This window comes from Colwellia maritima (assembly GCF_022669015.1).
GTDB classification, from domain to species: domain Bacteria; phylum Pseudomonadota; class Gammaproteobacteria; order Enterobacterales; family Alteromonadaceae; genus Colwellia; species Colwellia maritima.
In genome coordinates, this window is sequence record NZ_JAKKSL010000001.1 from 550,978 (window position 1) to 574,957 (window position 23,980).

The window sequence follows — 23,980 nt, forward strand, 5'->3', positions numbered from 1 at the left end:
AAAGTATAAGACGAGGAAAGAAAAATGTTACAACCCGAAATTTTAGAAAAAGAGCAAGCGATACCGCCCGTATTGCGTTTAGCGTTTAGACCTTTTTTTCTTTTACCTGCGCTATTCTCTATTTTAGCTTTGCTCGCTTGGGTTTGTGTATTACAAGGCAAACTAAATTGGAATAGTTTGTTACCTGCTAACATTTGGCACGGCCATGAAATGATATTTGGCTTTGCTGCTACTGTAGCTGTGGGTTTTCTTTTAAGTGCGGCACAAACGTGGACAGGTATTAGAAGTATCAATAGCCGGAAATTAGCAGTGATAATTTTGTTTTGGTTAATTGCTAGAATTGCCTTGTTATCAAGCTCAACCCCTGTATTGATTATAGGCACTATCAGTGAAGCCTTATGGTGGTCGGGTGCTATTAGCTACCTTGCTTATATGGTGGTTAAATCAAATAACCGACGAAATTTAATTTTTATACCACTATTAAGTTTGATAATGGGCTTAGATATCGCAACGTTAATGTTTGCCTTTGTCGGAAATTATAGCTTATCTACACATTTAGCTTATACCGCGGTGTTTATGATCACCTGCGTGGTCACTATCGTTGGTGGTAGAGTCATTCCATTTTTTACCTCACGCGCACTTAACTTAGCAACGATTAAGGGCAATTTGTTTTTAGAACGAGTTATAGCGATAGCAATGGTTGTCACGCTCGTCAGTTTTGTTAGTAGTTATTATATTGATATAACAAACGTTCTAGCAGTATTATTTGTGGTGACCGGGTGCCTTCAGTTATTACGAATGGTAAATTGGCAGACAAGCAAAACTTTTAAAACACCTTTGTTATGGGCGTTACATTTATCTTATATCAATATGGGGTTAGGCTTTATTTCAATTGGGATGAGCTATATAACCACAGGTATAGGTTTTTCATCAGCCGTTCATATTATTACGGTTGGCACCATAGGTACCATGATCATCGCGATGATGTCGCGTGTGTCATTAGGACATACGGGAAGATCACTACAAATAAATACGTGGATCAGTTGTTCTTTTATCTTATTGCTTAGCGCCACCTTATTTCGTGTATTACTACCAGTATTAGGCTTATTCAGCATGGGTTATTTACTTGCCGCCCTTTGTTGGAGTCTTGGCTTTGTCATCTATCTAATTTATTACAGCCCTAAATTATTAACCGCCAGACCCGATGGTCGAAGTGGATAGTAGTTTTAGAACCATCACAACCCTATAACCGAAAACTGAAAGGAAAATATTATGTTTAATATATTTAAAAAAAGTACAGAGCAAACTTCAAACGAAGCAGCCTCATCAGAACCTGATCAATTTAAGAGCGCAGTTGAAGCTAACAGCCCAACACCTGAAAAGAAAAAATTCATGGCGAAAATGGCGTATGCTGCGGCAGTTGTGGCGGAGAATAAAGATAAACTCACAGCCCTGCTGCTAAGCTTATTACTTACAACAGGGCGTCATCTAAAAGGAAACACTGAGAAAATATTCTTTTTAAAAATTGATCTAAATACTGATTTATATAATAACCCCAAATAATTCTAGGATACTTACACAACATCACCTATATTATTAATGATTCGGCTCGCTCAGAAAAATAGTGACTTCCACTGTAGGCGGTAATTTATTACCCCCTGTTAGAATGAATTCTAACCTACATGGAATATTTCTCATTTAGCAGTGTTCTCGTTTAAAAATGAATTCTGGGTTGTCTACTTAGCTATTATCTTATTTGTTCAGTGCTATTTTAGAATTAAGTTTATTATGAATAAATTATAATAGGTCATGGGAGGTGTGTATGTCAGCATTTCGGTATTTTCCAGTTAAGCTATTTGTTCTTGGAATATTCAGTTTTTTAATACAAACGAGCATGTTATGGGCGAGTGATGGCACTGAGCCAGATTCAAACATGAACTTCCGCTTGAAACCTGTCGTGGAAAAACCTAGTAACCGCACAGATTCAAATTCCACAGCAGATCATAGTAAGTTTGCCCAGTTAAATCAGCCTTTCACCAACGGTTCAGAAGTCACCAAAGCCTGCCTAGAATGCCACACTGAAGCCGGCCACCAGTTTATGCAAAATATTCACTGGACTTGGGAATATAAAAACCCTAAAACAGGACAACTACTTGGCAAGAAACATGTTGTAAATAACTTTTGTACCAATGCTCGCGGTAACGAAGGCATGTGTGCTCAATGCCATGCAGGCTATGGTTGGAAAGATGAAACGTTTGACTTTACCGATCAAAACAATATTGACTGTGTTGTCTGCCATGATCGTACCGGCAGTTATTACAAAACCCCAAATTCAGTAGGTAACGAAGCCTGCTCAATTATGTTTGAGGGCAAACAGGATATACAGTGGGATAAGGTCGCTCAAAGCGTCGCCCTGCCTGCGCGTGAAAACTGTGGTGGTTGCCACTTCTTTGGCGGTGGCGGTGATGGTGTTAAGCATGGTGATTTAGATTCTTCCTTGATCCACCCTAACAAGCAACTTGATGTGCATATGGATGAGCAAGGGTTGAACTTTGCTTGTACTCAATGCCATGTTACCCAAAAACATATTTGGGCAGGCAGTCGATACGATATGGTTGCCAAAGACACGGACGGCACAGGAAAACCAGGAGAACGACGTCACGTCGCTAGTTGTGAATCCTGTCATAGTAACACTCCTCATAATAGTCAAAATCTTACTGGCATTAAATTAAATCATCACGTTGAAAAAATCGCTTGTCAAACTTGCCATATCCCTGAAATGGCACGCGGCGGTGTGGCAACCAAAGTGGATTGGGATTGGCGTACTGCAGGCAAATTAAAAAACGGTGAAGGCTATAAAGACCATGAATATACTCAAGGTGATGGCGAGCAACGGGCTACTTACAAATCCATCAAAGGTAGTTTTAAATATGATGAAAACTTTGCCCCTGAGTATCACTGGTTTAACGGGCAAATGGTTTATACCACTATAAATACTCAGTTTGATGCCAAGCAAAGCACCAATTAACGTTAATATGATGAGTGGTGACGCAACAGATCCCGCGTCGCGCATTTGGCCTTTTAAGAAAATGCACACGGTTCAGCCCTACGACAAAGGTAATAACACACTGGTTTACATGCACTTGTGGGGTGTTGATGACGCGGCTTTCTGGGGGAATTATGACTACAGTAAAGCTATTGAGAAAGGTATGAACAAGAACAACCTACCGTACAGCGGTGAATTTGGCTTTATTGAAACTCATTCGTACTGGCCAATTACCCATATGGTCGCCCCTAAAGAAAACGCCCTTCACTGTGCTGATTGTCACGCTAAAACAGGCCGACTAAGTTCGCTAAACGGTGTTTATATACCAGGTAATACTAGCCATAAGTGGTTAGATGTTTTAGGGCTATTTTTAGTGTTTGCTACGCTACTAGGCGTATTGGTCCACGGTATTATTCGAAAACTTTCTGCGTCACCTTCTGTACCTAAAGGGGATTAACATGAATCAACGACACATTATGATATTCACTCGTTTTGAACGGTTCTGGCACTGGAGTCAAATGCTGTTAATCATGTTATTGCTATTTACTGGCTTCGGATTGCATGGCTTTCACTCATTAATGAATTTTCATGATACGGTAAGTTTGCATACTTATAGCGCCTTAGCCTTAATGGTATTATGGATTTTTGCTATTTTTTGGCACTTCACTACAGGCACTTGGCGGCATTATCTCCCCACCACGAAGGGTTTATGGCAAGTAGCAAGATTCTATGCTTATGGAGTATTCAAGGGTGAACGTCACCCTTACCGTAAAGCTTTTCACCGTAAACATAATCCTTTACAGGCATTGACTTATTTGGCATTAAAATTAATTTTGTTTCCCGCTATTTGGTTAACGGGATTGCTCTATTTGTTTTATCCTCTTTGGGCCTCGAGTAGCTCTAGCGAATTATTGTTTTGGGTAGCGGGTATTCATATCGCAGCCGCATTTGCTATTGTGATGTTTATTATTGTGCATGTTTACCTGCTCACTGTTGGCCATGCCTTTAGCAAGCAACTACAACCAATGATAAACGGTTTTGATGATGTTGATTTAACCCCTGAAGAAGAAGCTTACTTAGAAAAAGATGAACCAGACCATATTGACTAACGGTTATGAAAGAAAACTAACTTTCACTTCAAACCCATCTTTTCTACCTGAGGTCACGGCGAATTGAAGGTCATACTTGCCCCTATACCAGTAGCAATAGCATCAGCTATTGCCAAGCCAAGCCCTGAGCCTTGAACCGACGTATTAGCTCTAACAAAACGACGTCGTAACTGTTTAAGGGGTTCTTCAGGAACAACTTCAGCTGCGTTAACGATACTCAACTCGCCTTGTTCTGAAAAACCTACCACAACAGGTTGATTTTTTGTGCCGTGTTTAATGGCATTATCCAGTAGGTTTTGCACTAAAATGGCAAAAGCATCGGGGTCAATAGTCGACATAAATACGCCACTTTTTGGTAGCGTCATATCAATAACCAAGCCAGAAGTAGCAGAAGATCGTTTCTTATCATCAACAATCAATTTAAGCAGGCTAATCAAGTCATGTTTTTCGGTAGATAAAAGCCCCCCGCCTTCTGCTTTAGCCAACTGCATTAATTTTTCTGACAAATCTGATAATTTTCGTAAGGAAGATTCAACGTTAATCGCTCGCTCTCTCGCTTTTCCTGTTGGAACTTCTTGTTGTAACCGTTGAATTTGCGCAAGCGCTATCGCGATTGGTGTACGTAATTCATGAGCACTGTTAGCGGTAAACGAACGCTCTGCTTCCAACGCTCGTCGTAAACGCTCTAACAGGTTATTAACGGACTCTGCGGTAGCAAGAATTTCAGTTGGCAAACCATTCACGTTAACGGGTGAGAGATCGCCACTACCGCGAGATTCGATGGATTTACGGTAGGCAATAATATAGCGCAAGCTGTAACGCACCAATATCCAAGTACCCGACAAACAAAGCGGTACTAGCAATAATAACGGCCATAAAAAAGAGAGTGCTAACTCGATTATCGCTTCTTTTCTATCAATTAGTAGTTCGGCAACCTCAATGTGTAGGCTATTTTGTACCGCCCAAGCACCATAGAATCGATGGGTTGTCGAGGAGCTAAAACCTTCGAGTAAGGTTTGATTAAAATCAGTCGGCTCTGCGTTATGAGACTGTAGTAATATCTTTCCAAGATTATCCCGTACCAGATAAACCAGTTGTTCATCATGCGCGGCAAAAGACATAATATTTTGTGGTTGGGTTATATCTTCTCTATTAAGAATTTCAACAACGGCTAGCGGCATAATACGTTGTGCAGTTTCGGCTAACGCACTATCAAATAAGTCATTCAGTTTGATTTGTGAAACAAGCACTGCCACTAATAGCGCCAAGCATCCACAAAAATGTCATCCCAAACGTTAAACTGATGCTGAGGTTTTTTTGCAGGCTTGTTGGCGCGCTGCTTTTCAGTATTTTCTCTTTTAATAGTTTCATAGCGCTTTCATTCGATATCCTTGCCCGCGCACGGTTTCTAACTGGTCGCTACCTAGTTTTTTACGTAAGCGGCTAACATAAACTTCAATCGTATTGCTTTCAATTTCAGAGCCAAAAGCATAAAGGTGATCTTCCAATTGTGCTTTAGAAAGCAAGGTGCCAGGCCTTTGAATAAACGCTTCGAGCAAGGCCCATTCCCGCGCGGTTAAATTGATTGTTGTACCATCGCGATAAACCAAGTGTTTGGTTAGATCAATGCCTAATGCGCCTATGTTAACGATTGGGTTGGGGTTGCCAAAGCATAACGTCTGGAAACGGCGGCGATACGAGCAGAAAGCTCTGAGAGGTCGAAGGGTTTAACAAGGTAGTCGTCAGCCCCTGCGTTCAAGCCTTTTATGCGGTCAGAAATTTGATCTCTGGCGGTTAAAATAATCACTGGCGTTGTTTTACCTGAATGCCGTATTTTAGTTAACAAATCAAGGCCATTACCGTCTGGCAGCATTAAATCAAGTAGAATTAAATCATAGTCAACTGAACGTAGACTTGCATCGGCATGGGCAATGGTTAACACCCAATCAACGGCGTGACCTTCATCCGTTATTTGCTCTTGTATAATCTCGCCTAAACCTGTCGTGTCTTCTACCAATAATATCCGCATTTTTTACCTCCATACCTGCCCAACAAAGTTGATCATAGCCCACGTTCCTGACAATAAGCTGAAAAAACCTGTTTAGATACTATTTTTAAGCAAAGGTAATATCCTCTGTAGGGCTTAATTTATTGCGCTGTGTCAGAATAAATTCTAACCGACCTTGTGATATTTCAACTCCTTTTTTTCCTTTTAAGGTTGTTGTCAGGAATGCTCGATACACTTATGCCAAATTGATTACATTAGCTCTGACTAAAGAATAAATTTAATTAATGGTATAAGCATTCAAAGCACCAACGGAGTTAAAATGAAACAACACAAACTCAGTATAACACTCGCATTAATCACCGTTAGCATTTTCATTGTCTGGGGTTGGAGTTATACAATGAATATCACGGCAGCTTCCTTGCCATGGGAAATTTATGATAATAGTCTCTATCTTAGTGGGTTGTTGTCTATTGCATTAATGTCAATAACCATGATGTTGGCTACCCGTCCGGCCTTGGTTAGAAGTGCCATTCAATGGTCTTGATAAAATGTATCGTCTGCATAAGTTGACGGGGATTTTAGCGGTTGTCTTTGCAGCCCTACATTGGCTGATAGAAATGGGTGATGATGTCATTAAGGCACTTTTTGGCCGAGGTGGTCGTTTACCTGAAGAAGATTTTTCAGGTCTTTATGAGATGATGAGAGATGTCGCTGAAGACCTTGGGGAATGGGCTATTTATTTAGTTTTTGCCATCCGGTGCTTACCCTGTGGAAACGCTTTCCTTACAATATTTGGCGCTATGTACACCGTGCAATGCCAATACTTTACCTAGTCTTGGTGTTTCATGCGGCTTTGTTAGCGCCGTTAGCTTGGTGGCAACAACCCGTAGGCTTGTTGATGGTGTTGTTGTTAACTGGGGGAAGCATTGCCGGCATACTCTCACTCACAGGAAAAATAGGACAATCGCGTCGAGTAAAAGGCAGTATTCTATCCGTTTCAGCGCCGGCGGCAGGTATTATTGAAGTTAAATGTCAGCTAGAAAAAAAATGGCAAGGACATAGTCGGACAATTTGCGTTCGTTACCTTTGATAAAATAGAAGGTGCTCACCCTTTTACCATTGCCGGCTCGGATCACGGTGACAACCAAGTAACTTTCCAAATTAAGGCGTTAGGTGACTATACCAAACGTTTGGATCACAAATTAAAAGTAGGGCAATCAATCACAATTGAAGGTCCTTATGGACGATTTAATTTAAAAGCGAAAAAAACGACTGCAAAACAAATATGGATCGCGGCAGGTATTGGTGTCACGCCCTTTTTAGCAAGGCTTGAAGCGCTGCAAAATCAGTCTGAACTATCTTCTAGGACTCAAGCTAAGTCTCCCATTCAAGTACGATCACAGGTTCAAATGCATTATTCCACCAACGATAGTTCAACAGATCCGTTTGTTAAGCGATTACAACAAGCTTGTCTCGGCCTACCTTATATTCAACTGCATATATATAACAGTAATGAAGGCAAAAAACTCACTACCGACAAACTCCTAAACCAAGAGTTAAAAAAAGGAGCGATGGAAGTGTGGTTTTGTGGACCGACTGGTCGGGCAAAAGAATTAGAAAATGAATTGCGAGAAAAATTACAAGGCTCACTACTTTTTCATAAGGAGGCATTTGAGCTACGATAAAACTATCACTAAAACAGTAGTAATAAGAATGATAGATAAGGGCTTTCTTTCAGCTTAATGTCAGGAAACCCGTCTACTATATATGATGTAATTAGTAATCTAATAAACAGGAGAAAACCCATGAAAAAACAATTAACAACACTTTTAATCGCCTCTTGTTTGCTCAGTGGCACCGCATTGGCTGACGACGATGACTGTAATGATCCGGTATCAGCGTGGCAACCTCGTGAGCAACTACGATTAATGATAGAAAACAAAGGCCGGCAGGTTAAACGCATCAAAGTCGATGACGGTTGTTATGAAGTAAAAGGCTTCGATCAAAAAGGAAACCGTGTAAAGGCAACTTTTTCGCCTGCTTCACTGAGATTGAGGGCGCTTAGCATTAAATTTGGCAATTCAGGTGACGCCAGTGATTACTTCGATTTTGGAACGCCGCCCACGGCTCTAAAAACGCAGCCAACAGAAAGTAATAAGCCCCAAAATAAGCATAAAAACAAACCTAAAGTGACTATCGATTAACAACTTGCTTAAGGCAATTCGCTCAAAAAAAGAGTTACATTTACTGTAGGTCGGCATTTAAACCGTCAATGCCTAAAACTATGGCCTAAAATGATAGGCTAAAGCCCAACTTACATGGGCTGAAAATCATTTGTAGCGCGTAATTTATTGCGCTGTGTCGAGCTAAAGTACATAAACTAAAGCCCACCCACATTTTAAATTTAAGAGTAAGGAGATAACCCCATGAAAAATTTATCCATAACCCTGTGCTTGTTTTATGCCATATTTTGCACCGCAGTAATAAGCACAAAGGCTACAGCGCGTGAAGTTACCCTAACAACCGAATTACAAAGCTATAGCGGTAACGGTGCTTACCTAGCCATTTATGTAACCAATGCCGCAGATCAATATCAAGAAACACTGTGGGTCGCGGGGCAAAAATCGAAATATTATAAACATTTAACCGGTTGGGCGCGTGCCAGTGGTTTGCAAGCCAGTGAATATGACGGACTAACGGGCGCCGGCGTTACCAGTGGCAAAACACTCACGATAACGCTTGATCTAGCTGATGCTTATATTGATTCAGGTTATCAACTCAAAATAGATACCTCTGTTGAAGATAAGCGCGACAATCGCAATGATATCGTGGTGCCATTAACCACGGCAGGTCTTCGGTAAACCTTCCGATGGACGAGGCTACGTAAAAACTTTTTCTTATGCATTTTAAACGGATTGCTTAAATCGATTAGTTAAACAAATTGCTTAAACATCACCTAAGGTTTAGTCATGTTACGTAAATTTCACTCTTGGTCTGGATTAATAGCAGCATTACTCGTTGTAATGCTTGCTGTTACGGGGGCTGTGCTCTCATTTAATCCTGTTTTAGAGCGTGCTCAAGCCAAAATAGCAGGAACCTCTTCGATAAGTGTTGCCGAGCTAACCGGTAAACTAGCATTAAATTATCCTAATGCAGAGCAAATACAGAGAACGCCTGCAGGTACTGTTATCGTTTATTACACCGACAACGGTGATCTTTGGCGCAGATTTAATCAACCCAATAACGGGTGAAACCCTCGGCGATTATTCGACTTCACCTGTAGCCTCATCTTTTATGGTGTGGGTGAAAAACTTGCATCGCTCATATTTACTGGACACACCAGGACGAGTTGGCGTAGGCATAACCGCTTTTTTTATGCTGCTATTAATTATCTCAGGTGTTTTGATGTTAACCAAACGACTTGGCGGTTGGCGTCAGGTTTTTCGCCCTATTCAAGGCGATTTTAAGCAACGTTTACACTGTCAGGTGGGACGAGTAGCCGTGCTTGCATTAATGTTATCCGCTATTACTGGCCTGTATATGTCAGCCGTAACCTTTGAACTACTACCTGAATATCAAGCCGCTGAGCCTGCCTTTCCAACCAATGTTAAAGGAGATTTGCCAACACCCATCAACACACTTGCCGCTTTAAAGGCTATCCCAGTAAGTGAACTTAGAGAGCTAGTTTATCCGTATAAGGGCGATAGCACTGATGTTTATTCAATTACCACGCAGCAAGGTAGCGGCTTTATCGACCAATCAACAGGCCAATTACTCTCCTTTCAACCTTTTGGCAGTGATCAGAAACGGTATGAATTTATCTATATGCTCCATACGGGCGAAGGACTTTGGTGGCTCGGATTACTACTAGGCTTGGGCGCATTAACCGTACCACTAATGGCATGGACGGGTATTCAAATTTGGTGGAGTCGTCAACAGTCAGCCACAATTATTGATCATAATATCGCAGCTAACCTTGCCGACACGGTAATACTGGTGGGCAGCGAGAGCAATAGTACCTGGGGTTTTGCGAAAACGCTTCATGATGAACTTAACGTAGCGGGGTTTCTTGTGCACACTAGCGCAATGAACAGTCTTGCAAGCAATTATGCAAAAGCTAAGCGGTTGTTTATCCTAACCGCGACTTATGGCGATGGCGATGCACCGGCCTCAGCCGACCAATTTCTTAAACGCCTGGCATTGATGAAGCCTACTGCGCCACTTCCTTATGCCGTGCTAGGTTTTGGCGATCGTCAATTCCCGCCTTTTGCCAGTTCGCAAAAGAAGTCGATACAGCACTAAGCGCCAAAGGTTGGCGACAACTGCTGCCGCTAGATACCATTAATCGGCAGTCGACTCAAGAATTCGCCCGGCTGGGGTGAATCAGTGAGCACGGTAATAGATGCTGACTTAACACTCGCGTACATACCTATTCATCCACCCAGCACTAGCTTGGCACTTGTCGAGCGCGTAAATTACGGCGTTGCCGTAAATGCGCCAACAGCCGTGCTGCATTTTAAGTTACCTGAAAATAGCCATAAAAATTGGCTAAATCGACTTTGGAAACGCTCAGGTTTACCAAAATTCGACGGTGACTTAGTCGGTATTATACCTCCAGGAAGCAACGTGCCGCGATTCTATTCGTTGGCCTCGTCTTCAAGTGATGGTGAGTTAGAAATTTGTGTACGCGAACATCGCGGTGGCCTGTGCTCAAGTTTCCTTTATGCACTTAATGTGGGCGACACTATTGAGGCGTTTATCAAGCCAAACCCAGGTTTTCGCCCTGCGCTTACTAGTATCAAGGCTAATACAGAGACTAAGGCAATAACAAAAACTAAAGCACCGATAATTTTAATCGGTCTTTGGTACAGGCATAGGGCCGTTAGTTGGTTTTATCCGTCACAACACAGCGCATAATACCGCACATCGCCCAATGTATCTTTATTGGGGTGGCCGTTGTCCAAAGTCAGACTTCCTTTACGAGCCTGAACTGAACACCTACCTTAAGGACAAGCGACTGACAAAGCTAAATGCAGTATTCTCAAGGGTTACAGAGGGTTGTTATGTGCAAGATAAAATAGCAGTAGATGGTGAAGAATTACGCCAATTGATCGAATCAGGCGCACAAATTCTAGTGTGCGGTGGTAGAAGCATGGCAAACAGCGTTATGCTAGCAATAGACGAAATCATCGCGCCGCTTGCTACTGACGTTATCGCCCTCAAAGCGCAAGGACGATATCGTGAAGATGTTTATTAGTTGAAGATTGGTCAATAGCGATGATTGCTCAACCAGTGAAGCAAAAGTAAAAATCGCTTCATTGGATATTAATGCCACTCTAATGGAATGAATTTTCTATAGTAACAAGCTCAGCTACAACACGAGTAAAGTATCCATACAAGCGATTTAACATACAGACATTTGCCATATCAATTAGGAGACAAACCTTTCTACCGTTTAGCTAATACTGCCAAATCCAACTAGACAGGTGTATCACATGAACATCAACAAAAAGGTAGGCTAACCATTAGTAGTTTTATTGAAATAAAGCACATAGTAGTTTTATTGAAATAAAGCACAACGCACTAAGAGTAATTCTTGCATCTAGTGAATAAAAGTGGTCTGATCCAAACGTTTATTTTTGGGCTAGAAATAGGTTACTTCTGCAAGTAATCCCAGTTTCATTAATTTAGTGATCTATTTTATACGTAGAAAAAATTGCCAAATACAAGGCATTTATTTCAATAACTAGTTGTTCTCATTATTAAATAAATAACGATGTAGTGGGTGATTTTAGCAAGTAGAAATGATCACATAGCTACTGAGATTGGTACAAATGACCCGTTCACTAGTATTAGAATCTATTTTTTGTTTGAAGGATAACCTCATGCGTTTTGATTTTCCTATCGTTATTATTGACGAAGACTTCCGTTCAGAAAATACCAGTGGTTCGGGCATTCGTGAACTTGCTGAGGCCATTGAAAAAGCAGATATGAAGGTAGTTGGCTACACCAACTATGGCGATCTTTCTTCGTTTGCCCAACAACAAAGTCGTGCTGCGGGGTTTATTTTATCTATTGATGATGAAGAGTTTGGTGACGGTAGCTCGGCTGATACTCATTCAGTATTGTCTCAATTACACACGTTTGTAGATGGCATTCGGCACCGTAATCCTGACATCCCTATTTATTTATACGGTGAAACACGTACGGCACGTCACATACCCAATAATATACTTCGTGAACTTCATGGGTTTATTCACATGCACGAAGACACGCCAGAATTTGTAGCACGTCATATTATTCGTGAAGCTAAAAGTTATATTGACACTTTGGCCCCACCTTTTTTTCGCGCACTAACAAATTATGCTCAAGATGGCTCTTATTCATGGCATTGTCCAGGCCACTCAGGTGGTGTTGCTTTTTTAAAATCGCCTGTAGGGCGTATGTTTCACCAATTTTTTGGTGAAAATATGTTACGTGCTGATGTTTGTAATGCCGTGGAAGAATTAGGGCAATTATTAGATCATACTGGCCCAATCGCTGCTTCTGAGCGTAATGCAGCGCGCATATTTAATGCTGATCATTTGTTTTTTGTTACTAATGGCACCTCAACGTCAAATAAAATTGTATGGAACTCAACGGTTGCAGCAAATGATATTGTGGTGGTTGATCGAAATTGCCATAAATCAATTTTGCATTCAATTATGATGACAGGCGCCATTCCTATATTTTTAATGCCGACACGTAACCACTACGGCATTATTGGCCCCATTCCTTACAGTGAGTTTCAACCAGAAAACATCAAGCGAAAAATGCAAGCAAACCCTTTCATCAGGGAGGTGTTAAAAGAGAACCCTAACGTTAAACCGCGTGTATTAACAATTACGCAGTCTACCTATGATGGGGTTCTATATAACGTTGAAGAAATTAAAAACTTACTTGATGGTGAAATTGAAACCTTGCACTTTGACGAAGCTTGGTTACCGCATGCCGCATTTCATGATTTTTATGGTGATTACCACGCTATTGGTGAAGATAGGCCTCGCTGTGAAACGTCTATGGTGTTTGCAACGCAATCAACCCATAAATTACTTGCAGGGCTTTCTCAGGCATCACAAATATTAGTACAAAACGCGAAACACAATGAGTGGATACTCATTTATTTAATGAAGCCTATTTAATGCATACATCAACTTGACCCACAATATGCAATTATTGCCTCATGTGATGTGGCAGCAGCCATGATGGAAGCACCGGGTGGTACGGCATTAGTTGAAGAATCACTTGATGAGGCACTTGAATTTAGACGGGCAATGCGCAAGGTTGATGACGAATACGGTAATGATGACTGGTGGTTTAAAGTGTGGGGGCCAGACGATTTAACAGATGAAGGGTTAGATAAGCGTGATGCGTGGACGCTGCAAGCGGATGAAAATTGGCATGGTTTTGGCGCTATTGAAGAAGGCTTCAATTTACTTGACCCAATAAAAGCGACTATATTAACTCCAGGTTTAAATGTTGCCGGTGATTTTGAAGACTCGGGCATTCCTGCTGCCATAGTAGCTAAATATTTAGCCGAGCATGGTGTGGTTATTGAAAAAACGGGGCTCTATTCATTTTTCATCATGTTTACTATCGGGATTACCAAAGGCCGTTGGAATACCATGGTAACCGCATTACAACAATTTAAAGATGACTATGATAAAAATGTGCCATTATGGCGTATATTGCCTGACTTTATTCAACAATATCCGCAATATGAACGTGTTGGCTTACAAGATTTATGCGACAAAATTCATGCAATATACACACAAAATAATGTTGCTAAATTAACTACATCTATGTATTTATCTGATTTAGTACCTGCCATGATCGACCGATGCTTTTGCAGCAATGGCGCATAAAAAACTAGAGCGAGTTGCCATTGATGATTTAGTAGGACGAGTGGCCGCGGTAATGATCACGCCTTACCCTCCCGGTATTCCACTACTAGTACCCGGTGAAGTGTTTAATGAAACCATTGTCAGTTATTTGCGTTTCGCCCGTTTGTTTAACGAACAATTTCCAGGTTTTGAAACGTTTATTCACGGTTTAGTTGCCGATAAATCTACGGGGAAAGCCGTGTACTATGTAGATTGTGTAAAGTAAGCCGAAAGCGTAATAGATGGTAGACTTACAAAATGAGAGAGGCTGACAGTGTTGCCGACCTCTAAACAAACAAAGTAACAGCGTACCGCTAGGGTACTATAGGTAAATCAAACCACAATGCTTCAATAGCTGAGGTAGCTGTTAGTTCAATCGCTTGTTCTGGTTCAACGGTAAAAGCATCACCAAGAGAAAAATTGCGTCTAGCGTTGATAATTTCTCCTTTAATAAGATGCAAATAGCCAATGCGTTTTGCAGTTGTTAACGTAATTACTTCATTCTTTTGGAGTATTAAACGTGATAAATATGCATCTTGATTAATAGACAAAGTACCATTTTCACCTGTCGGCGTGACTAAAGGCGTTAATGGACCTTGTTGTACAATATTTTTTTGTTCATAGCTTGGTTTAATGCCCATAATATTTGGTTGAATCCAAATTTGTAGAAACTTTACTTGCTCAGTTGCTGAGGCATTAAATTCTGAATGTGTCACACCGTGGCCTGCGCTCATGCGTTGAACGTCACCAAGCAGGAACAACATAGTTATTGCCTGTACTATCTTCATGTTTTAAGGCGCCTTCAGTAACGTAAGAGATAATTTCCATGTCGCGATGGCCGTGCTTATCAAAACCTTTATCAGGCATTACCGTATCATCGTTGATGACCTTAAGAACTGAAACTCCCATATGTTTGTCATCATAATAATGCCCAAAAGAGAAGGTGTGTTTACTCTGTAACCATCCTAAATTTACTTGGCCTCGATCGGCTGATTTTCTAATGTATTGCATACGATATTCTTCCTTTGATTGAATGTCGCATTAGTTTATTATTCTAATATAAAGATTGAAATTATCTATTTTAGTGCATATCATTCTAATTTTTGGAATGGTTGGGTGATTAATATAGTAAGTTACTGTTAAACTGTCGGTAAGTTCTTACATTGTGCGCGTAGCTCACTTAAAAAACTTTTTGCGGCGGGACCTAGTCTGTCGGCATCTTTAAAAATCAATTGAAGTTGCGTCGATCGCTTGCCATTATGTTTTAATTGCAATGGTTTGAGTTGCTCGGTTTCAAGCTGCGTTTTTATTGATGGTGCAGGTAACCATGCGTAACCTAAGCCGTTACAGACCATATCGATAGACGTTTGCATATGACTAACTGTCCGGCGTTGGTTTGCCCCTAACCGACCTTCATTTCTTTTGGTTGTGAGAGCAGAATCGCGCACGACAATTTGACGATGTCCCTTAAGATCTTGTAGTGTTAATTCTCGCTCAAGCAGGTGCAGTGAATGCTCAGGGTTTGCAACAGCAACGAATTCGATATGACATAAAGGCTCACTAAATCCATCACGTAATGAGATAGGTGAGATAGCAATATCAACCTCGGCATTTTCAATCAGTTCGTTCGCTCCGCTGAGAATGGATTCAACTAATTCAATCTGCAACATGGGATACAACCGGGAGACCTTTTCTAGCACTTGATATAGAATGGTTTGATTAAACATTTCGTCTATGGCAATTTTTAACTGACTTTCAGTGCCATTGCCCAAAGTTTTTCCTACAGCTTCAATTTTTTCGGCTTCATCGAGTAAATAATTTGCTCGTTTTAGCATTAACTCACCCGCTTCGGTTAATACCGTTTTTCGTCCTTCAATTCTGAATAACTTAATGCGTAATGACTCTTCTATTTTCCCTACTGCATTATGAATACTGGACTGACTTTTATGTACACCTTGTGAAGCTTGGTTAAAGCCCCCAAATTCCACAACAGAGCGAAACATTCGCCATTGCTCTAAAGAAATTCTCAACATCATTTAGTCTCTTTGTGATTTGTTATATTTAATCTCAGTTGAATCAACTTCCGTTTGTTGGCAAATGCTTAACTTGTCTTGCTCTTCTTTGTCTTTTTTCAATACTTGTTTTAAATCTTCAATACGTTGCCTAACGGCAATACCATAACTGTGATCATCACCCCACAAATTAGCGAGGGCGGCTAATGATTCATTATCATGCTCGGCAAATAGCTGACCAAGACGTTTAGCATCTTGTTTGTTATGACCGAGTAATGATAATGCTTCAACGCCTAAATTTAGTGCAGAATCGAAGGTTTCTCGTTTAAATGAAGTAACGCCTAAAGCGATTAATTGATAGGCATGGCGTCGGTCAATTGCGCGTGCAGCAATTTTTAAATGAGGAAAGTGTTTGTGGGCAAGGGTTACAATTTCTAAAATTTTATCCGCATCGTCAATGGCAATCACTAATAATTGAGCATCACTTGCGCCTGAGGCTTCAAGTAAATCATGTCGTGCGGCATCACCATAAAAAACTTTATTGCCAAAACGTCTCAGCATTTCTATCTGACTAGGGCTGTGATCAAGAATAGACAGGTGATAGCCTTGTGCCGTTAGTAAGCGACCAATGATCTGACCAAACCGCCCATACCCCGCAATAATCACGTTTTTAGTTGCTTCTATTTCTTCAAGTGAATCAAATGCTTGCTGAATATTTACTTGATGACTCATTTTTTCATAAATCATTAATAGTAAAGGAGCCATTAGCATTGATATTGCAACCACCAACGTTGTTAATTTAGTTTGCTCTACATCGAGAATTTGCAAAGAGGATGTCAATGACAACAGAACAAATGCAAATTCACCACCCTGAGCTAAGGCCAGTGTAAATAGAAGTTTTTGTTTACTTTTTATTTTAAACAGCACCGATAAAACGTATAACACGAAAGCTTTTAATACAATTAAACCCAAAGACTAATAATACCACCGTAGTAAATTGTCCTGTTAACAAGGGAAAATCTATCGATGCGCCTACAGTGATAAAAAACAGACCGAGCAGTAAACCTTTAAAGGGCTCTATATCCACTTCTAATTCATGTCTGAACTCGCTTTCTGCCAGTACAACACCGCCTAAAAATGTGCCTAATGCGGGTGACAAACCAATTTTTTGCATAATTACTGCAATGACAATCACTAAAAATAGAGCAAATAAAGTAAATAATTCGCGTAATCGTGTTTCTGCTATATATCTAAACAGTGGCGCAGAAACGTATTTTCCTGCGAGAATAATTAACGCAATTACTGAAAGTGAGATTAATACTTGCCCATATGCCGGTAAGTGTTTAATTAAGTTACCGTGGTTTGCAACAAATGCTTTGGACTATCATTTATAGCCAATAAGGGGAGCAATGCTAAAATAGGTATGACGGCTATGTCTTGAAACAATAAGACCGAAAATGCATTTTGTCCTGCATCTTGCTTAATCCAACCCTTCTCGGTTAAGGTCTGTAATGCAATTGCCGTGGACGACAGCGATAACATTAATCCCACCGCAAGTGATGCTTGCCACGTTAACGCTAAAAGTTGATAACAAACGACAAAAAATAATAGGCTAGTAATGATGACTTGTAGACCACCTAAGCCAATAATTGAATGTCTTAATTTCCATAAACGGCTAGGTTGTAGTTCTAAGCCAACAAGGAATAACATCATCACTACACCAAACTCTGCAAAATGCATTACGTCAGTTTGATCGCCCACCAAAGCTAAAATATATGGGCCTATTAAAATACCCGCAATTAAATAACCAAGCACAGAGCCTAGCCCTAAACGTTTTGCAATTGGCACTGCAATAATTGCTGCAGCTAAATAGATAACGGCCATTTCTAACATGGTAACTTCCTTGAACGGTATTATTACTTCAATCGTTAGTCTTGCGCTGTCGTTGTAATAGTAAGTTTGTTGTTTAGTGTTTGATGCACAGGGCATTTATTCGCAATCACCAAGAGTTTGTTTTTTTGTTCTTCAGAAAGATTACCAACCAATGTTACCTTACGAGTAATTTGCTCACCATCACTCAGTGATTCCTTACTGGGATTGTTATTCTGATGATTTTTACTGTGTTCCAAAGTGACTTTTATATCGTGTAAATCTATTTTCTTATGCTTGGCATACATTCTTAATGTCATTACTGTACAAGCCCCTAAAGCTGCTAAAAGGTGCTCATATGGATCGGGCCCTAAATTTTTACCACCAAGGTTTAGTGGCTCATCAGCCAACCAAGAATGATCATCACTGGCAACATTGACAGTGAAATTATGATCTTTCTCTGATACGACAATGGTACCCTTTTCAGGTTTAATAATAGTTTCGCCAGTCTTTTCAGATGCTTGTATGTATTTATCAGCTTGACTACTGATCACTGTTGCAACATAAACAGCATCTGAATGAGTGGAAAGAAAATGGTCAGCAGTGTCTAACGAGATAAAGCTTTTAGGATGTTTAAGGTGTGAATATATTTTCTCCGCTTCGTTTATCGAAACCATAGTATCCACAGGGCTATGCATCAACAATACGGATTTACCTTTCAATATAAACTGTGGCGGATTGGTTTTATCGTCTTTGTTTGTAATGTCTTGTGTAATATACCCAGAGAGCGCAGGCGCACCAATTGTTGCAACAGCCGATATTGATTTAATATCACTCGCGACTGCAAGTGCTGCAGCGCCTCCGATACTATGACCAACCAATAGTTGTGGCGCCGCATAATTTAGTTTTAAAAACGTAGCTGCTGATTTTAGATCGTCAAGATTTGAGGCAAAATTAGCATTGGAAAAATCGCTATTCTCTGATTTTGTAGAATTAAATTGTAAAACGGCAAAACCTTTTTCAACTAATGCTCTTACAATAACGGAATCTGCTGTATTCGCCTTATCACAGGTAAAACAATGAGCAAAAAGCGCATAAGCTTTAACTGTTCCAGAGGGAAATTCTAATAACCCTGTTAGCTTTTGACCGTTACTGATAAATTCAACACGCTTTTCCATCACTGTCCCCTTCGTTTATTAGCATATAAATTTTAAAGAATTTACTGACAAAAACCTAACTTATTAACCCGATGTGAGGTTTATTATTCTGTTTTTAGTAATGTTAACAGTATAGGCAATAGAAACTATGCTTTTAATATTATGGCTATGTTAAATTAATCACTAATAACGTACATTCTTTTTATTAGAATGAATAGTGCTTTTTTTAATGATTTTAATCTAGTGATAATTAATGAATACTTAGTCAACTTATACATTATTTAATTCCTAAGAAAGGTACTTATTATGAAAAATATACTTGTTATTAATTCATCTATTAACGGCGAACAGGGTAATTCGTCTTTATTGTCAAAAGAACTGACCTCTAGTTTAGCGTTACAGTCTAACGTTATTATTGTTGCACGAGATTTAAATACACCAATACTGCCACATTTAACTCAACCAGAAATGACAGCATGGATGATGCCAGTAAACGAGCGCAGTGAAGAGCAAGTGCAGTTAGCTTCTATTTCAGATACGTTAATTGAAGAGTTAAAAGCAAGTGATGTGCTTGTTATTGGCATGCCAATGTATAACTTTGGTATTCCTTCAACGTTTAAAGCCTGGATTGACCGAATAGCTAGAGCCGGTATTACGTTTAAATACACAGAGCAAGGTCCTGTTGGTTTGTTAGCCGATAAAAAAGTGATTATTGTTGCGGCGCGTGGGGGAGTCTATAAAGGAACCTCTAAAGATACTCAAAGCCAATACCTTAAAGATGTGTTCGCCTTTATTGGTATAACTGATGTTGAATTTGTCTATGCTGAAGGCTTGAATATGCCGACCAAGGAGGAGAGTTTAATTCAAGCGAGAAAAGAGATAAGCACAATAGTGAGCAAGTTATACCAATCTTACTAACTATGCAGTGCTTGTTAGCTAATTTAGTTCAAAGTCTTGCTTGTTTAATGCCAGACTTTGTTCAAAATGTAATAACCATTGTTTTTTTGATAAAACCGCCAAGATAACCGGTAAGGCTGCCGTTTTTTCCTATCACCCGATGACAGGGGATAATGATAGAAATAGGATTAGCACCATTAGCACCACCAACGGCTCTAACCGCTTTTGGCTTGTTCATTACTTGAGCTTGTTCACTATAAGACGCCGTTTGACCAAAGGGAATGTTTAATAACGCCTGCCAACTTTGTAAACGGAAATCTGTGCCTTTGGGGTTTAAGGGTAAATCGAAACGTTGTCGTTTTTGACCAAAATATTCTAGTAGTTGTTGTTTAGCATGAAGGCTTAAGGGGTTTTCAGGCCATAGGCAGGTTGCTTGTTCTAAAGCAGGTTTAGAATCAAAAAATTCGGCACGTTGAAGCGAATGCTCTGAGCATAAAACAAAAAAATCACCCATGGGTGTTGATAAGTTACTACGGTACTGAGCCGAGCCATCGTCTTTAATAAAACTCATAATAAGTTCCAAATATGTATAGTTAAATAAGATTGCCATGGCGAGCTATTGCTTGGTTGCAACTCGATCTGTTGCGCTGCTAAGGCTTTTTTTATGCCTAAATCTGAGCCTAGCCAAATATTACTATCACTTAAGCCGCGCATTTTAGCGTAATTTACAGTCCATGGTCCTATGCCTTTAAGTGATAACCAAGTGTCTGGATGTTGATCATCTCGATGCTCCATCATAAAATGAGCAAAGCGAAGCAAGGTTTCACGCCTGCTGTTAGGCATTTTCAAAAGTAATAAATCTGAGTTTGCCACTTGCTTTGGCGTGGGGAAAAAGATTTTGTTATCTAACGAGCTACCATAGCCATGCACTAGCGTGCGAACTAACTTTAATGCTGCAACCACAGAAATCTGTTGCCCTAGAATAGCACGACAGCCCGCCTCAAATAAATTCCATATACCCGGTAAGCGCAAACCCGGAATTACCGTATCCAATTTACCGCTTGCTTTCAATTGTTGGTCTATCTGTTGGCTATTGGCATCTAAATCTAATAAACGGCGAATATTCTTAACTACTGGCAGTAATTGTTTTGAATCACTCAGTTGAATATTAACAATAAATCCGTGTTTTTCTGGCTGATGGCGAGCATCAAACCAACCCGTGCATAATGCGCCATTTGCACAGGGCCATGTAAAGGCTCTGCCATAGGAATGTTCGGTGAGCCATTCCATGGACTCGATGGCACGAACTTGCAAAAAATCACGACAATGAGGCCAATTGTAAGGTGGTCGGTAACTAAGAAATAATTGAATACATTGGCTTTTGTCTGCCTTGTTTTTGCGTATTTTAGATGGAGTAGTTTTTAAATTCTGAGCAAAATAGTCATTGAAACGGCGAACACTAGCAAAACCACAAGCAAAAGCGACTTCGCTGACGGCTAAATGACTTTGTTGCAATAGGCTTTTTGCAAATAAAGCTTGTTGGTAAAGCGCATATTTTTTGGCGCTAATACCTAATCTCGCTTGAAATAAGCTATTCAAATAACGACTGCTAATACCTAATCGCTCACTAAGCTGAACTATAGAGTGGTCAATTAATTCACCGTTATTAATCAGTTTGATAGCCCGTTCAAACGTGGTATTTGTGCCTTTCCAAGGATTAGAGCCTGGGGCACTATCAGGACGACAGCGTAAACAGGGGCGACAACCCAAATTAGCGGCTTCGATGGCTGTGCTGACATAGATCACATTTTCTTCTTTTGGACTAACCGCAGGGCAAATTGGACGACAATAGATACCCGTTGTTTTGACGGCAATAAAAAATAAACCGTCAAAACGTGGGTCTTTGGAAAGACGAGCTGATTGCATCTCACTGAATTTCATAATCTACTCTGCACGGTTTTGATATAAAGAGTTTACTATAAAAATAAATAAGACTAGCCAAAATCGGAACTCAATAGTCATTCTTTTGTTGGTTTTAAGACATTAATTTATCAAATGATAGCTAAAATATTTCTTTTGTCGGACTGAAGTGCAACTTAGCTTTTAGGTTCGATGTAGGGAGTAATTTATTACCCCCTTTTTTTCGAACTGAAATCCAATTCACATAGGTATATTATTGAATTAACGCAACTTGCTTGCTAGCAGTGTATGTTTGTAAACCAAAATGACCCAGTGCATAAGTATAACTAGCATTCTCGTTGGGTATACGACTTGAGTGTATACCACCGACAGAACAAACACCGCTACCGCACACTATTTGGTCATTCCAACTTTTAATAGAGTAAATGCGATTTGCGATAACTTTGGTACCGAGCCAGTCAAGGAAGGGGCTAGATATTGATAAACCACTAGCACCACAAGTTGGTGACCAAATATTCCAAGGGTACGTACCACATGTCCATAAACCACGATAAGCCCCTGCAACACCAACAAAACTATCTACCTGACTGCTTTTATTGAGCTTAATAATTTGTTGGGCAGCTAGGGTAACGCCCATTGAGTGCCCGATAACATCAATTTTTCCAGTGCAAGATGAATTTAATGCGGCGGTTATATCATTTCTTACCGGTGTTTCTTCTGAGCCACTATGATTATTATTAGCGGCATAGCTGCTCCCCCATGAAGGACGATAAATTTGATTGCTGCTATAACCTTTGGTAAGTAATAACTCATAGGTATTATCCCAGTCTGATGGAGAGCCGGTATTACCATGAACAAGTACTACGTTATCAACACAAGCCGCTTGTGCAAATGCCGTGGTCATTAGCAAGCCTAAAACTAATAATGATTTATTAAGCAATGTTGTTATTTTCATTTTATTCGCCTTTTTAAGTTTTTGACTTTTTGGCTTTATTTAGCCAAGAGATGTTCATATTAGTTAAAATTAGAACATCTTAAGGTTAGCTAAAAAATAAACAAAAATAAGTGGCTCTTTAGTGCCATAAAGCATGGTTAAAAATTAGTTTTGTGAATTATTGAGCGGTCCATGCGCCGTCCATCGGTAGAGCTGATCCCGTAATACTGCGTGCACTATCGCTACATAAAAATAAAATAAATTCACCTATTTGACGAGGATTCATCATTTCGGGTAAGGGTTGCTTGGCCGTAACTAAATTATATTTAGCTTGTTCAAAATCAACCTGTTCTTTTTGAGCAATATCCTTAATCTGATTATTAATTAATGGTGTGTCTACCCAAACCAGGACAAATGGCATTGGCAGTAATCCCTGATTCCGCGCACTCCAACGCAACAACTTTTGTTAAACCAATGATGCCATGTTTGGCAGCGACATAAGCGGATTTGTTGACTGAACCCACTAAGCCATGAACAGACGCAATGTTGATGATACGGCCCCAACCTTCGGCTTTCATCTCGGGTATTGATTGCTGAATAGTATGAAAAGCTGCGCTCAAGTTAATAGCAATAATGGCGTTCCATTTACTTACTGGAAAATTTTCAACACTTTCAGTGTGCTGAATACCCGCATTATTGATCAAAATATTAATAGACCCCATGATGCTTTTAGCGTGAGCCATAAAGGCTGAAATAGCGTCAGCATCCATTAAATCGGCGTTATCAAAATATGTTTTGATATGATATTTTGTGGCAAACTCTTGTGCTAAAGCTTCACCTTCAGCTTGATCCATTAACCCATGTAAAACTAAATTAATGCCTTGTTCTGCTAGTGTATGTGCTGTTGCTAAGCCAATACCGGTTGAGCCTGTGATGAGTGCTGTTTTACCTTTAAGCATATTAATATTCCCATTAATCATTCAATAATCGACATTGAGTCAACCTGTTATCGATAATTTTAACGCAATTACTTTACTTTATATTTAGCACCATAGTGCTAGACGCTGAGCTGTATAACATGCCAGTCAATTACAAGGATGGGATAT

The 23,980-nt window shown here is 40.0% G+C and carries 28 protein-coding genes and 3 pseudogenes; 19 read left to right on the plus strand and 12 right to left on the minus strand.

Annotation, left to right across the window (positions count from 1 at the left end):
• Positions 1 to 24: 24 nt before the first annotated feature.
• The 5 genes from L3081_RS02710 to L3081_RS02725 all read left to right on the plus strand — a co-directional run bounded on the left by L3081_RS02710 (position 25) and on the right by L3081_RS02725 (position 4,155).
• Entirely contained in the window at positions 25 to 1,221 is a 1,197-nt protein-coding gene (locus L3081_RS02710) for an NnrS family protein (RefSeq protein ID WP_242283276.1), read from the plus strand.
• Positions 1,222 to 1,272: 51 nt separating this feature from the next.
• A complete protein-coding gene (locus L3081_RS02715) occupies positions 1,273 to 1,563 on the plus strand; it encodes a hypothetical protein (RefSeq protein ID WP_242283278.1) in 291 nt (96 codons plus the stop codon).
• A 259-nt stretch (positions 1,564 to 1,822) separates the two neighbouring features.
• Positions 1,823 to 3,028 carry a tetrathionate reductase family octaheme c-type cytochrome gene (locus tag L3081_RS02720; protein WP_274620291.1) on the plus strand — a complete coding sequence of 402 codons (1,206 nt, stop codon included), beginning with the start codon at positions 1,823 to 1,825 and terminating at the stop codon, positions 3,026 to 3,028.
• 7 nt (positions 3,029 to 3,035) lie between these two features.
• Positions 3,036 to 3,503 (plus strand): hypothetical protein, encoded by a 468-nt coding sequence (locus L3081_RS26240; RefSeq protein ID WP_274620292.1) that lies wholly within the window; start codon positions 3,036 to 3,038, stop codon positions 3,501 to 3,503.
• A 1-nt stretch (position 3,504) separates the two neighbouring features.
• Complete coding sequence (locus L3081_RS02725; protein ID WP_242283280.1) at positions 3,505 to 4,155, plus strand: cytochrome b/b6 domain-containing protein; 651 nt, start codon at positions 3,505 to 3,507, stop codon at positions 4,153 to 4,155.
• Between the two features lie 53 nt (positions 4,156 to 4,208).
• Here L3081_RS02725 and L3081_RS02730 read toward each other — a convergent pair whose 3' ends face one another.
• From L3081_RS02730 to L3081_RS02740, 3 genes are all read right to left on the minus strand, one after another.
• Positions 4,209 to 5,411, minus strand: coding sequence for a sensor histidine kinase (locus L3081_RS02730; RefSeq protein WP_242283281.1), 1,203 nt, complete (start codon positions 5,409 to 5,411; stop codon positions 4,209 to 4,211).
• Between the two features lie 111 nt (positions 5,412 to 5,522).
• Positions 5,523 to 5,714 (minus strand): winged helix-turn-helix domain-containing protein, encoded by a 192-nt coding sequence (locus L3081_RS02735; RefSeq protein WP_242283283.1) that lies wholly within the window; start codon positions 5,712 to 5,714, stop codon positions 5,523 to 5,525.
• An 80-nt stretch (positions 5,715 to 5,794) separates the two neighbouring features.
• Positions 5,795 to 6,184 (minus strand): response regulator, encoded by a 390-nt coding sequence (locus tag L3081_RS02740; RefSeq protein ID WP_242283285.1) that lies wholly within the window; start codon positions 6,182 to 6,184, stop codon positions 5,795 to 5,797.
• Between the two features lie 298 nt (positions 6,185 to 6,482).
• On the opposite strand from L3081_RS02740, the gene L3081_RS02745 reads away from it, so the two are divergent.
• The 13 genes and pseudogenes from L3081_RS02745 to L3081_RS26265 all read left to right on the plus strand — a co-directional run bounded on the left by L3081_RS02745 (position 6,483) and on the right by L3081_RS26265 (position 14,311).
• Entirely contained in the window at positions 6,483 to 6,707 is a 225-nt protein-coding gene (locus tag L3081_RS02745; RefSeq protein WP_242283287.1) for a hypothetical protein, read from the plus strand.
• Between the two features lie 4 nt (positions 6,708 to 6,711).
• Positions 6,712 to 6,996: a hypothetical protein gene (locus L3081_RS02750; protein ID WP_242283289.1), complete on the plus strand. Its 285-nt coding sequence runs from the start codon at positions 6,712 to 6,714 to the stop codon at positions 6,994 to 6,996.
• Positions 6,978 to 7,253: a hypothetical protein gene (locus tag L3081_RS02755; protein WP_242283290.1), complete on the plus strand. Its 276-nt coding sequence runs from the start codon at positions 6,978 to 6,980 to the stop codon at positions 7,251 to 7,253. The genes L3081_RS02750 and L3081_RS02755 overlap by 19 nt, the downstream gene beginning before the upstream one ends.
• 28 nt (positions 7,254 to 7,281) lie before the next feature.
• Positions 7,282 to 7,848 (plus strand): ferredoxin reductase domain-containing protein, encoded by a 567-nt coding sequence (locus L3081_RS02760; protein ID WP_242285500.1) that lies wholly within the window; start codon positions 7,282 to 7,284, stop codon positions 7,846 to 7,848.
• Positions 7,849 to 7,968: 120 nt separating this feature from the next.
• Complete coding sequence (locus L3081_RS02765; protein WP_242283291.1) at positions 7,969 to 8,367, plus strand: PepSY domain-containing protein; 399 nt, start codon at positions 7,969 to 7,971, stop codon at positions 8,365 to 8,367.
• A 222-nt stretch (positions 8,368 to 8,589) separates the two neighbouring features.
• Entirely contained in the window at positions 8,590 to 9,024 is a 435-nt protein-coding gene (locus L3081_RS02770) for a DUF2271 domain-containing protein (protein ID WP_242283292.1), read from the plus strand.
• A gap of 108 nt (positions 9,025 to 9,132) precedes the next feature.
• Entirely contained in the window at positions 9,133 to 9,414 is a 282-nt protein-coding gene (locus L3081_RS26245; RefSeq protein ID WP_274620293.1) for a PepSY-associated TM helix domain-containing protein, read from the plus strand.
• Positions 9,374 to 10,465 (plus strand): PepSY-associated TM helix domain-containing protein, encoded by a 1,092-nt coding sequence (locus L3081_RS26250; protein WP_338027080.1) that lies wholly within the window; start codon positions 9,374 to 9,376, stop codon positions 10,463 to 10,465. Before L3081_RS26245 ends, L3081_RS26250 begins: the two co-directional genes overlap by 41 nt.
• An 84-nt stretch (positions 10,466 to 10,549) precedes the next feature.
• The gene (locus L3081_RS27880; protein WP_242283293.1) at positions 10,550 to 11,080 is read left to right on the plus strand and encodes an FAD-binding oxidoreductase; all 531 of its coding nucleotides are present in this window, start codon (positions 10,550 to 10,552) and stop codon (positions 11,078 to 11,080) included.
• On the plus strand, positions 11,058 to 11,420 hold the full coding sequence (locus L3081_RS02790) for a ferredoxin reductase domain-containing protein (RefSeq protein ID WP_242285506.1): 363 nt from the start codon (positions 11,058 to 11,060) through the stop codon (positions 11,418 to 11,420). Before L3081_RS27880 ends, L3081_RS02790 begins: the two co-directional genes overlap by 23 nt.
• Positions 11,421 to 12,153: 733 nt before the next feature.
• Positions 12,154 to 13,752: pseudogene (locus tag L3081_RS02795) on the plus strand (Orn/Lys/Arg decarboxylase N-terminal domain-containing protein); the annotation flags it as partial.
• Positions 13,753 to 13,827: 75 nt separating this feature from the next.
• Complete coding sequence (locus L3081_RS26260) at positions 13,828 to 14,067, plus strand: Orn/Lys/Arg family decarboxylase (protein ID WP_274620436.1); 240 nt, start codon at positions 13,828 to 13,830, stop codon at positions 14,065 to 14,067.
• Positions 14,057 to 14,311, plus strand: coding sequence for an Orn/Lys/Arg family decarboxylase (locus L3081_RS26265; RefSeq protein WP_274620295.1), 255 nt, complete (start codon positions 14,057 to 14,059; stop codon positions 14,309 to 14,311). Before L3081_RS26260 ends, L3081_RS26265 begins: the two co-directional genes overlap by 11 nt.
• 88 nt (positions 14,312 to 14,399) lie before the next feature.
• On the opposite strand, the pseudogene L3081_RS02800 reads toward L3081_RS26265, so the two are convergent.
• The 4 genes and pseudogenes from L3081_RS02800 to L3081_RS02815 all read right to left on the minus strand — a co-directional run bounded on the left by L3081_RS02800 (position 14,400) and on the right by L3081_RS02815 (position 19,144).
• A pseudogene (locus tag L3081_RS02800) lies at positions 14,400 to 15,096 on the minus strand (pirin family protein).
• 128 nt (positions 15,097 to 15,224) lie between these two features.
• Positions 15,225 to 16,118, minus strand: a complete 894-nt coding sequence (locus L3081_RS02805) for a LysR family transcriptional regulator (protein ID WP_242285509.1) — start codon at positions 16,116 to 16,118, stop codon at positions 15,225 to 15,227.
• A gap of 3 nt (positions 16,119 to 16,121) precedes the next feature.
• Positions 16,122 to 17,990: pseudogene (locus tag L3081_RS02810) on the minus strand (monovalent cation:proton antiporter-2 (CPA2) family protein).
• 35 nt (positions 17,991 to 18,025) lie between these two features.
• Positions 18,026 to 19,144: a bifunctional alpha/beta hydrolase/OsmC family protein gene (locus tag L3081_RS02815; RefSeq protein ID WP_242283294.1), complete on the minus strand. Its 1,119-nt coding sequence runs from the start codon at positions 19,142 to 19,144 to the stop codon at positions 18,026 to 18,028.
• Positions 19,145 to 19,429: 285 nt separating this feature from the next.
• On the opposite strand from L3081_RS02815, the gene L3081_RS02820 reads away from it, so the two are divergent.
• Positions 19,430 to 20,041 carry an FMN-dependent NADH-azoreductase gene (locus L3081_RS02820; protein ID WP_242283295.1) on the plus strand — a complete coding sequence of 204 codons (612 nt, stop codon included), beginning with the start codon at positions 19,430 to 19,432 and terminating at the stop codon, positions 20,039 to 20,041.
• Between the two features lie 61 nt (positions 20,042 to 20,102).
• Here L3081_RS02820 and L3081_RS02825 read toward each other — a convergent pair whose 3' ends face one another.
• The 5 genes from L3081_RS02825 to L3081_RS02840 all read right to left on the minus strand — a co-directional run bounded on the left by L3081_RS02825 (position 20,103) and on the right by L3081_RS02840 (position 23,833).
• Complete coding sequence (locus tag L3081_RS02825; RefSeq protein WP_242283296.1) at positions 20,103 to 20,591, minus strand: methylated-DNA--[protein]-cysteine S-methyltransferase; 489 nt, start codon at positions 20,589 to 20,591, stop codon at positions 20,103 to 20,105.
• Positions 20,588 to 21,961 (minus strand): DNA-3-methyladenine glycosylase 2 family protein, encoded by a 1,374-nt coding sequence (locus tag L3081_RS02830; protein ID WP_242283297.1) that lies wholly within the window; start codon positions 21,959 to 21,961, stop codon positions 20,588 to 20,590. The genes L3081_RS02825 and L3081_RS02830 overlap by 4 nt, the downstream gene beginning before the upstream one ends.
• A 232-nt stretch (positions 21,962 to 22,193) precedes the next feature.
• Positions 22,194 to 22,895 (minus strand): alpha/beta fold hydrolase, encoded by a 702-nt coding sequence (locus L3081_RS02835; protein ID WP_242283298.1) that lies wholly within the window; start codon positions 22,893 to 22,895, stop codon positions 22,194 to 22,196.
• 157 nt (positions 22,896 to 23,052) lie between these two features.
• Positions 23,053 to 23,295, minus strand: coding sequence for an SDR family oxidoreductase (locus L3081_RS26270; protein ID WP_274620296.1), 243 nt, complete (start codon positions 23,293 to 23,295; stop codon positions 23,053 to 23,055).
• Positions 23,255 to 23,833: an SDR family NAD(P)-dependent oxidoreductase gene (locus L3081_RS02840; RefSeq protein WP_274620297.1), complete on the minus strand. Its 579-nt coding sequence runs from the start codon at positions 23,831 to 23,833 to the stop codon at positions 23,255 to 23,257. The genes L3081_RS26270 and L3081_RS02840 overlap by 41 nt, the downstream gene beginning before the upstream one ends.
• Positions 23,834 to 23,980: the final 147 nt, after the last annotated feature.

Bases quoted from the DNA above. Each gene is read 5' to 3' on its own strand.
- L3081_RS02710 (WP_242283276.1), top strand. From the start codon at position 25: ATGTTACAACCCGAAATTTTAGAAAAAGAGCAAGCGATACCGCCCGTA.
- L3081_RS02715 (WP_242283278.1), top strand. From the start codon at position 1,273: ATGTTTAATATATTTAAAAAAAGTACAGAGCAAACTTCAAACGAAGCA.
- L3081_RS02720 (WP_274620291.1), top strand. From the start codon at position 1,823: ATGTCAGCATTTCGGTATTTTCCAGTTAAGCTATTTGTTCTTGGAATA.
- L3081_RS26240 (WP_274620292.1), top strand. From the start codon at position 3,036: ATGATGAGTGGTGACGCAACAGATCCCGCGTCGCGCATTTGGCCTTTT.
- L3081_RS02725 (WP_242283280.1), top strand. From the start codon at position 3,505: ATGAATCAACGACACATTATGATATTCACTCGTTTTGAACGGTTCTGG.
- L3081_RS02740 (WP_242283285.1), bottom strand. From the start codon at position 6,184: ATGCGGATATTATTGGTAGAAGACACGACAGGTTTAGGCGAGATTATA.
- L3081_RS02745 (WP_242283287.1), top strand. From the start codon at position 6,483: ATGAAACAACACAAACTCAGTATAACACTCGCATTAATCACCGTTAGC.
- L3081_RS02750 (WP_242283289.1), top strand. From the start codon at position 6,712: ATGTATCGTCTGCATAAGTTGACGGGGATTTTAGCGGTTGTCTTTGCA.
- L3081_RS02755 (WP_242283290.1), top strand. From the start codon at position 6,978: ATGCCAATACTTTACCTAGTCTTGGTGTTTCATGCGGCTTTGTTAGCG.
- L3081_RS02765 (WP_242283291.1), top strand. From the start codon at position 7,969: ATGAAAAAACAATTAACAACACTTTTAATCGCCTCTTGTTTGCTCAGT.
- L3081_RS02770 (WP_242283292.1), top strand. From the start codon at position 8,590: ATGAAAAATTTATCCATAACCCTGTGCTTGTTTTATGCCATATTTTGC.
- L3081_RS26245 (WP_274620293.1), top strand. From the start codon at position 9,133: ATGTTACGTAAATTTCACTCTTGGTCTGGATTAATAGCAGCATTACTC.
- L3081_RS26260 (WP_274620436.1), top strand. From the start codon at position 13,828: ATGGTAACCGCATTACAACAATTTAAAGATGACTATGATAAAAATGTG.
- L3081_RS26265 (WP_274620295.1), top strand. From the start codon at position 14,057: ATGGCGCATAAAAAACTAGAGCGAGTTGCCATTGATGATTTAGTAGGA.
- L3081_RS02805 (WP_242285509.1), bottom strand. From the start codon at position 16,118: ATGTTGAGAATTTCTTTAGAGCAATGGCGAATGTTTCGCTCTGTTGTG.
- L3081_RS02815 (WP_242283294.1), bottom strand. From the start codon at position 19,144: ATGGAAAAGCGTGTTGAATTTATCAGTAACGGTCAAAAGCTAACAGGG.
- L3081_RS02820 (WP_242283295.1), top strand. From the start codon at position 19,430: ATGAAAAATATACTTGTTATTAATTCATCTATTAACGGCGAACAGGGT.
- L3081_RS02825 (WP_242283296.1), bottom strand. From the start codon at position 20,591: ATGAGTTTTATTAAAGACGATGGCTCGGCTCAGTACCGTAGTAACTTA.
- L3081_RS02830 (WP_242283297.1), bottom strand. From the start codon at position 21,961: ATGAAATTCAGTGAGATGCAATCAGCTCGTCTTTCCAAAGACCCACGT.
- L3081_RS02835 (WP_242283298.1), bottom strand. From the start codon at position 22,895: ATGAAAATAACAACATTGCTTAATAAATCATTATTAGTTTTAGGCTTG.
- L3081_RS26270 (WP_274620296.1), bottom strand. From the start codon at position 23,295: ATGCCATTTGTCCTGGTTTGGGTAGACACACCATTAATTAATAATCAG.
- L3081_RS02840 (WP_274620297.1), bottom strand. From the start codon at position 23,833: ATGCTTAAAGGTAAAACAGCACTCATCACAGGCTCAACCGGTATTGGC.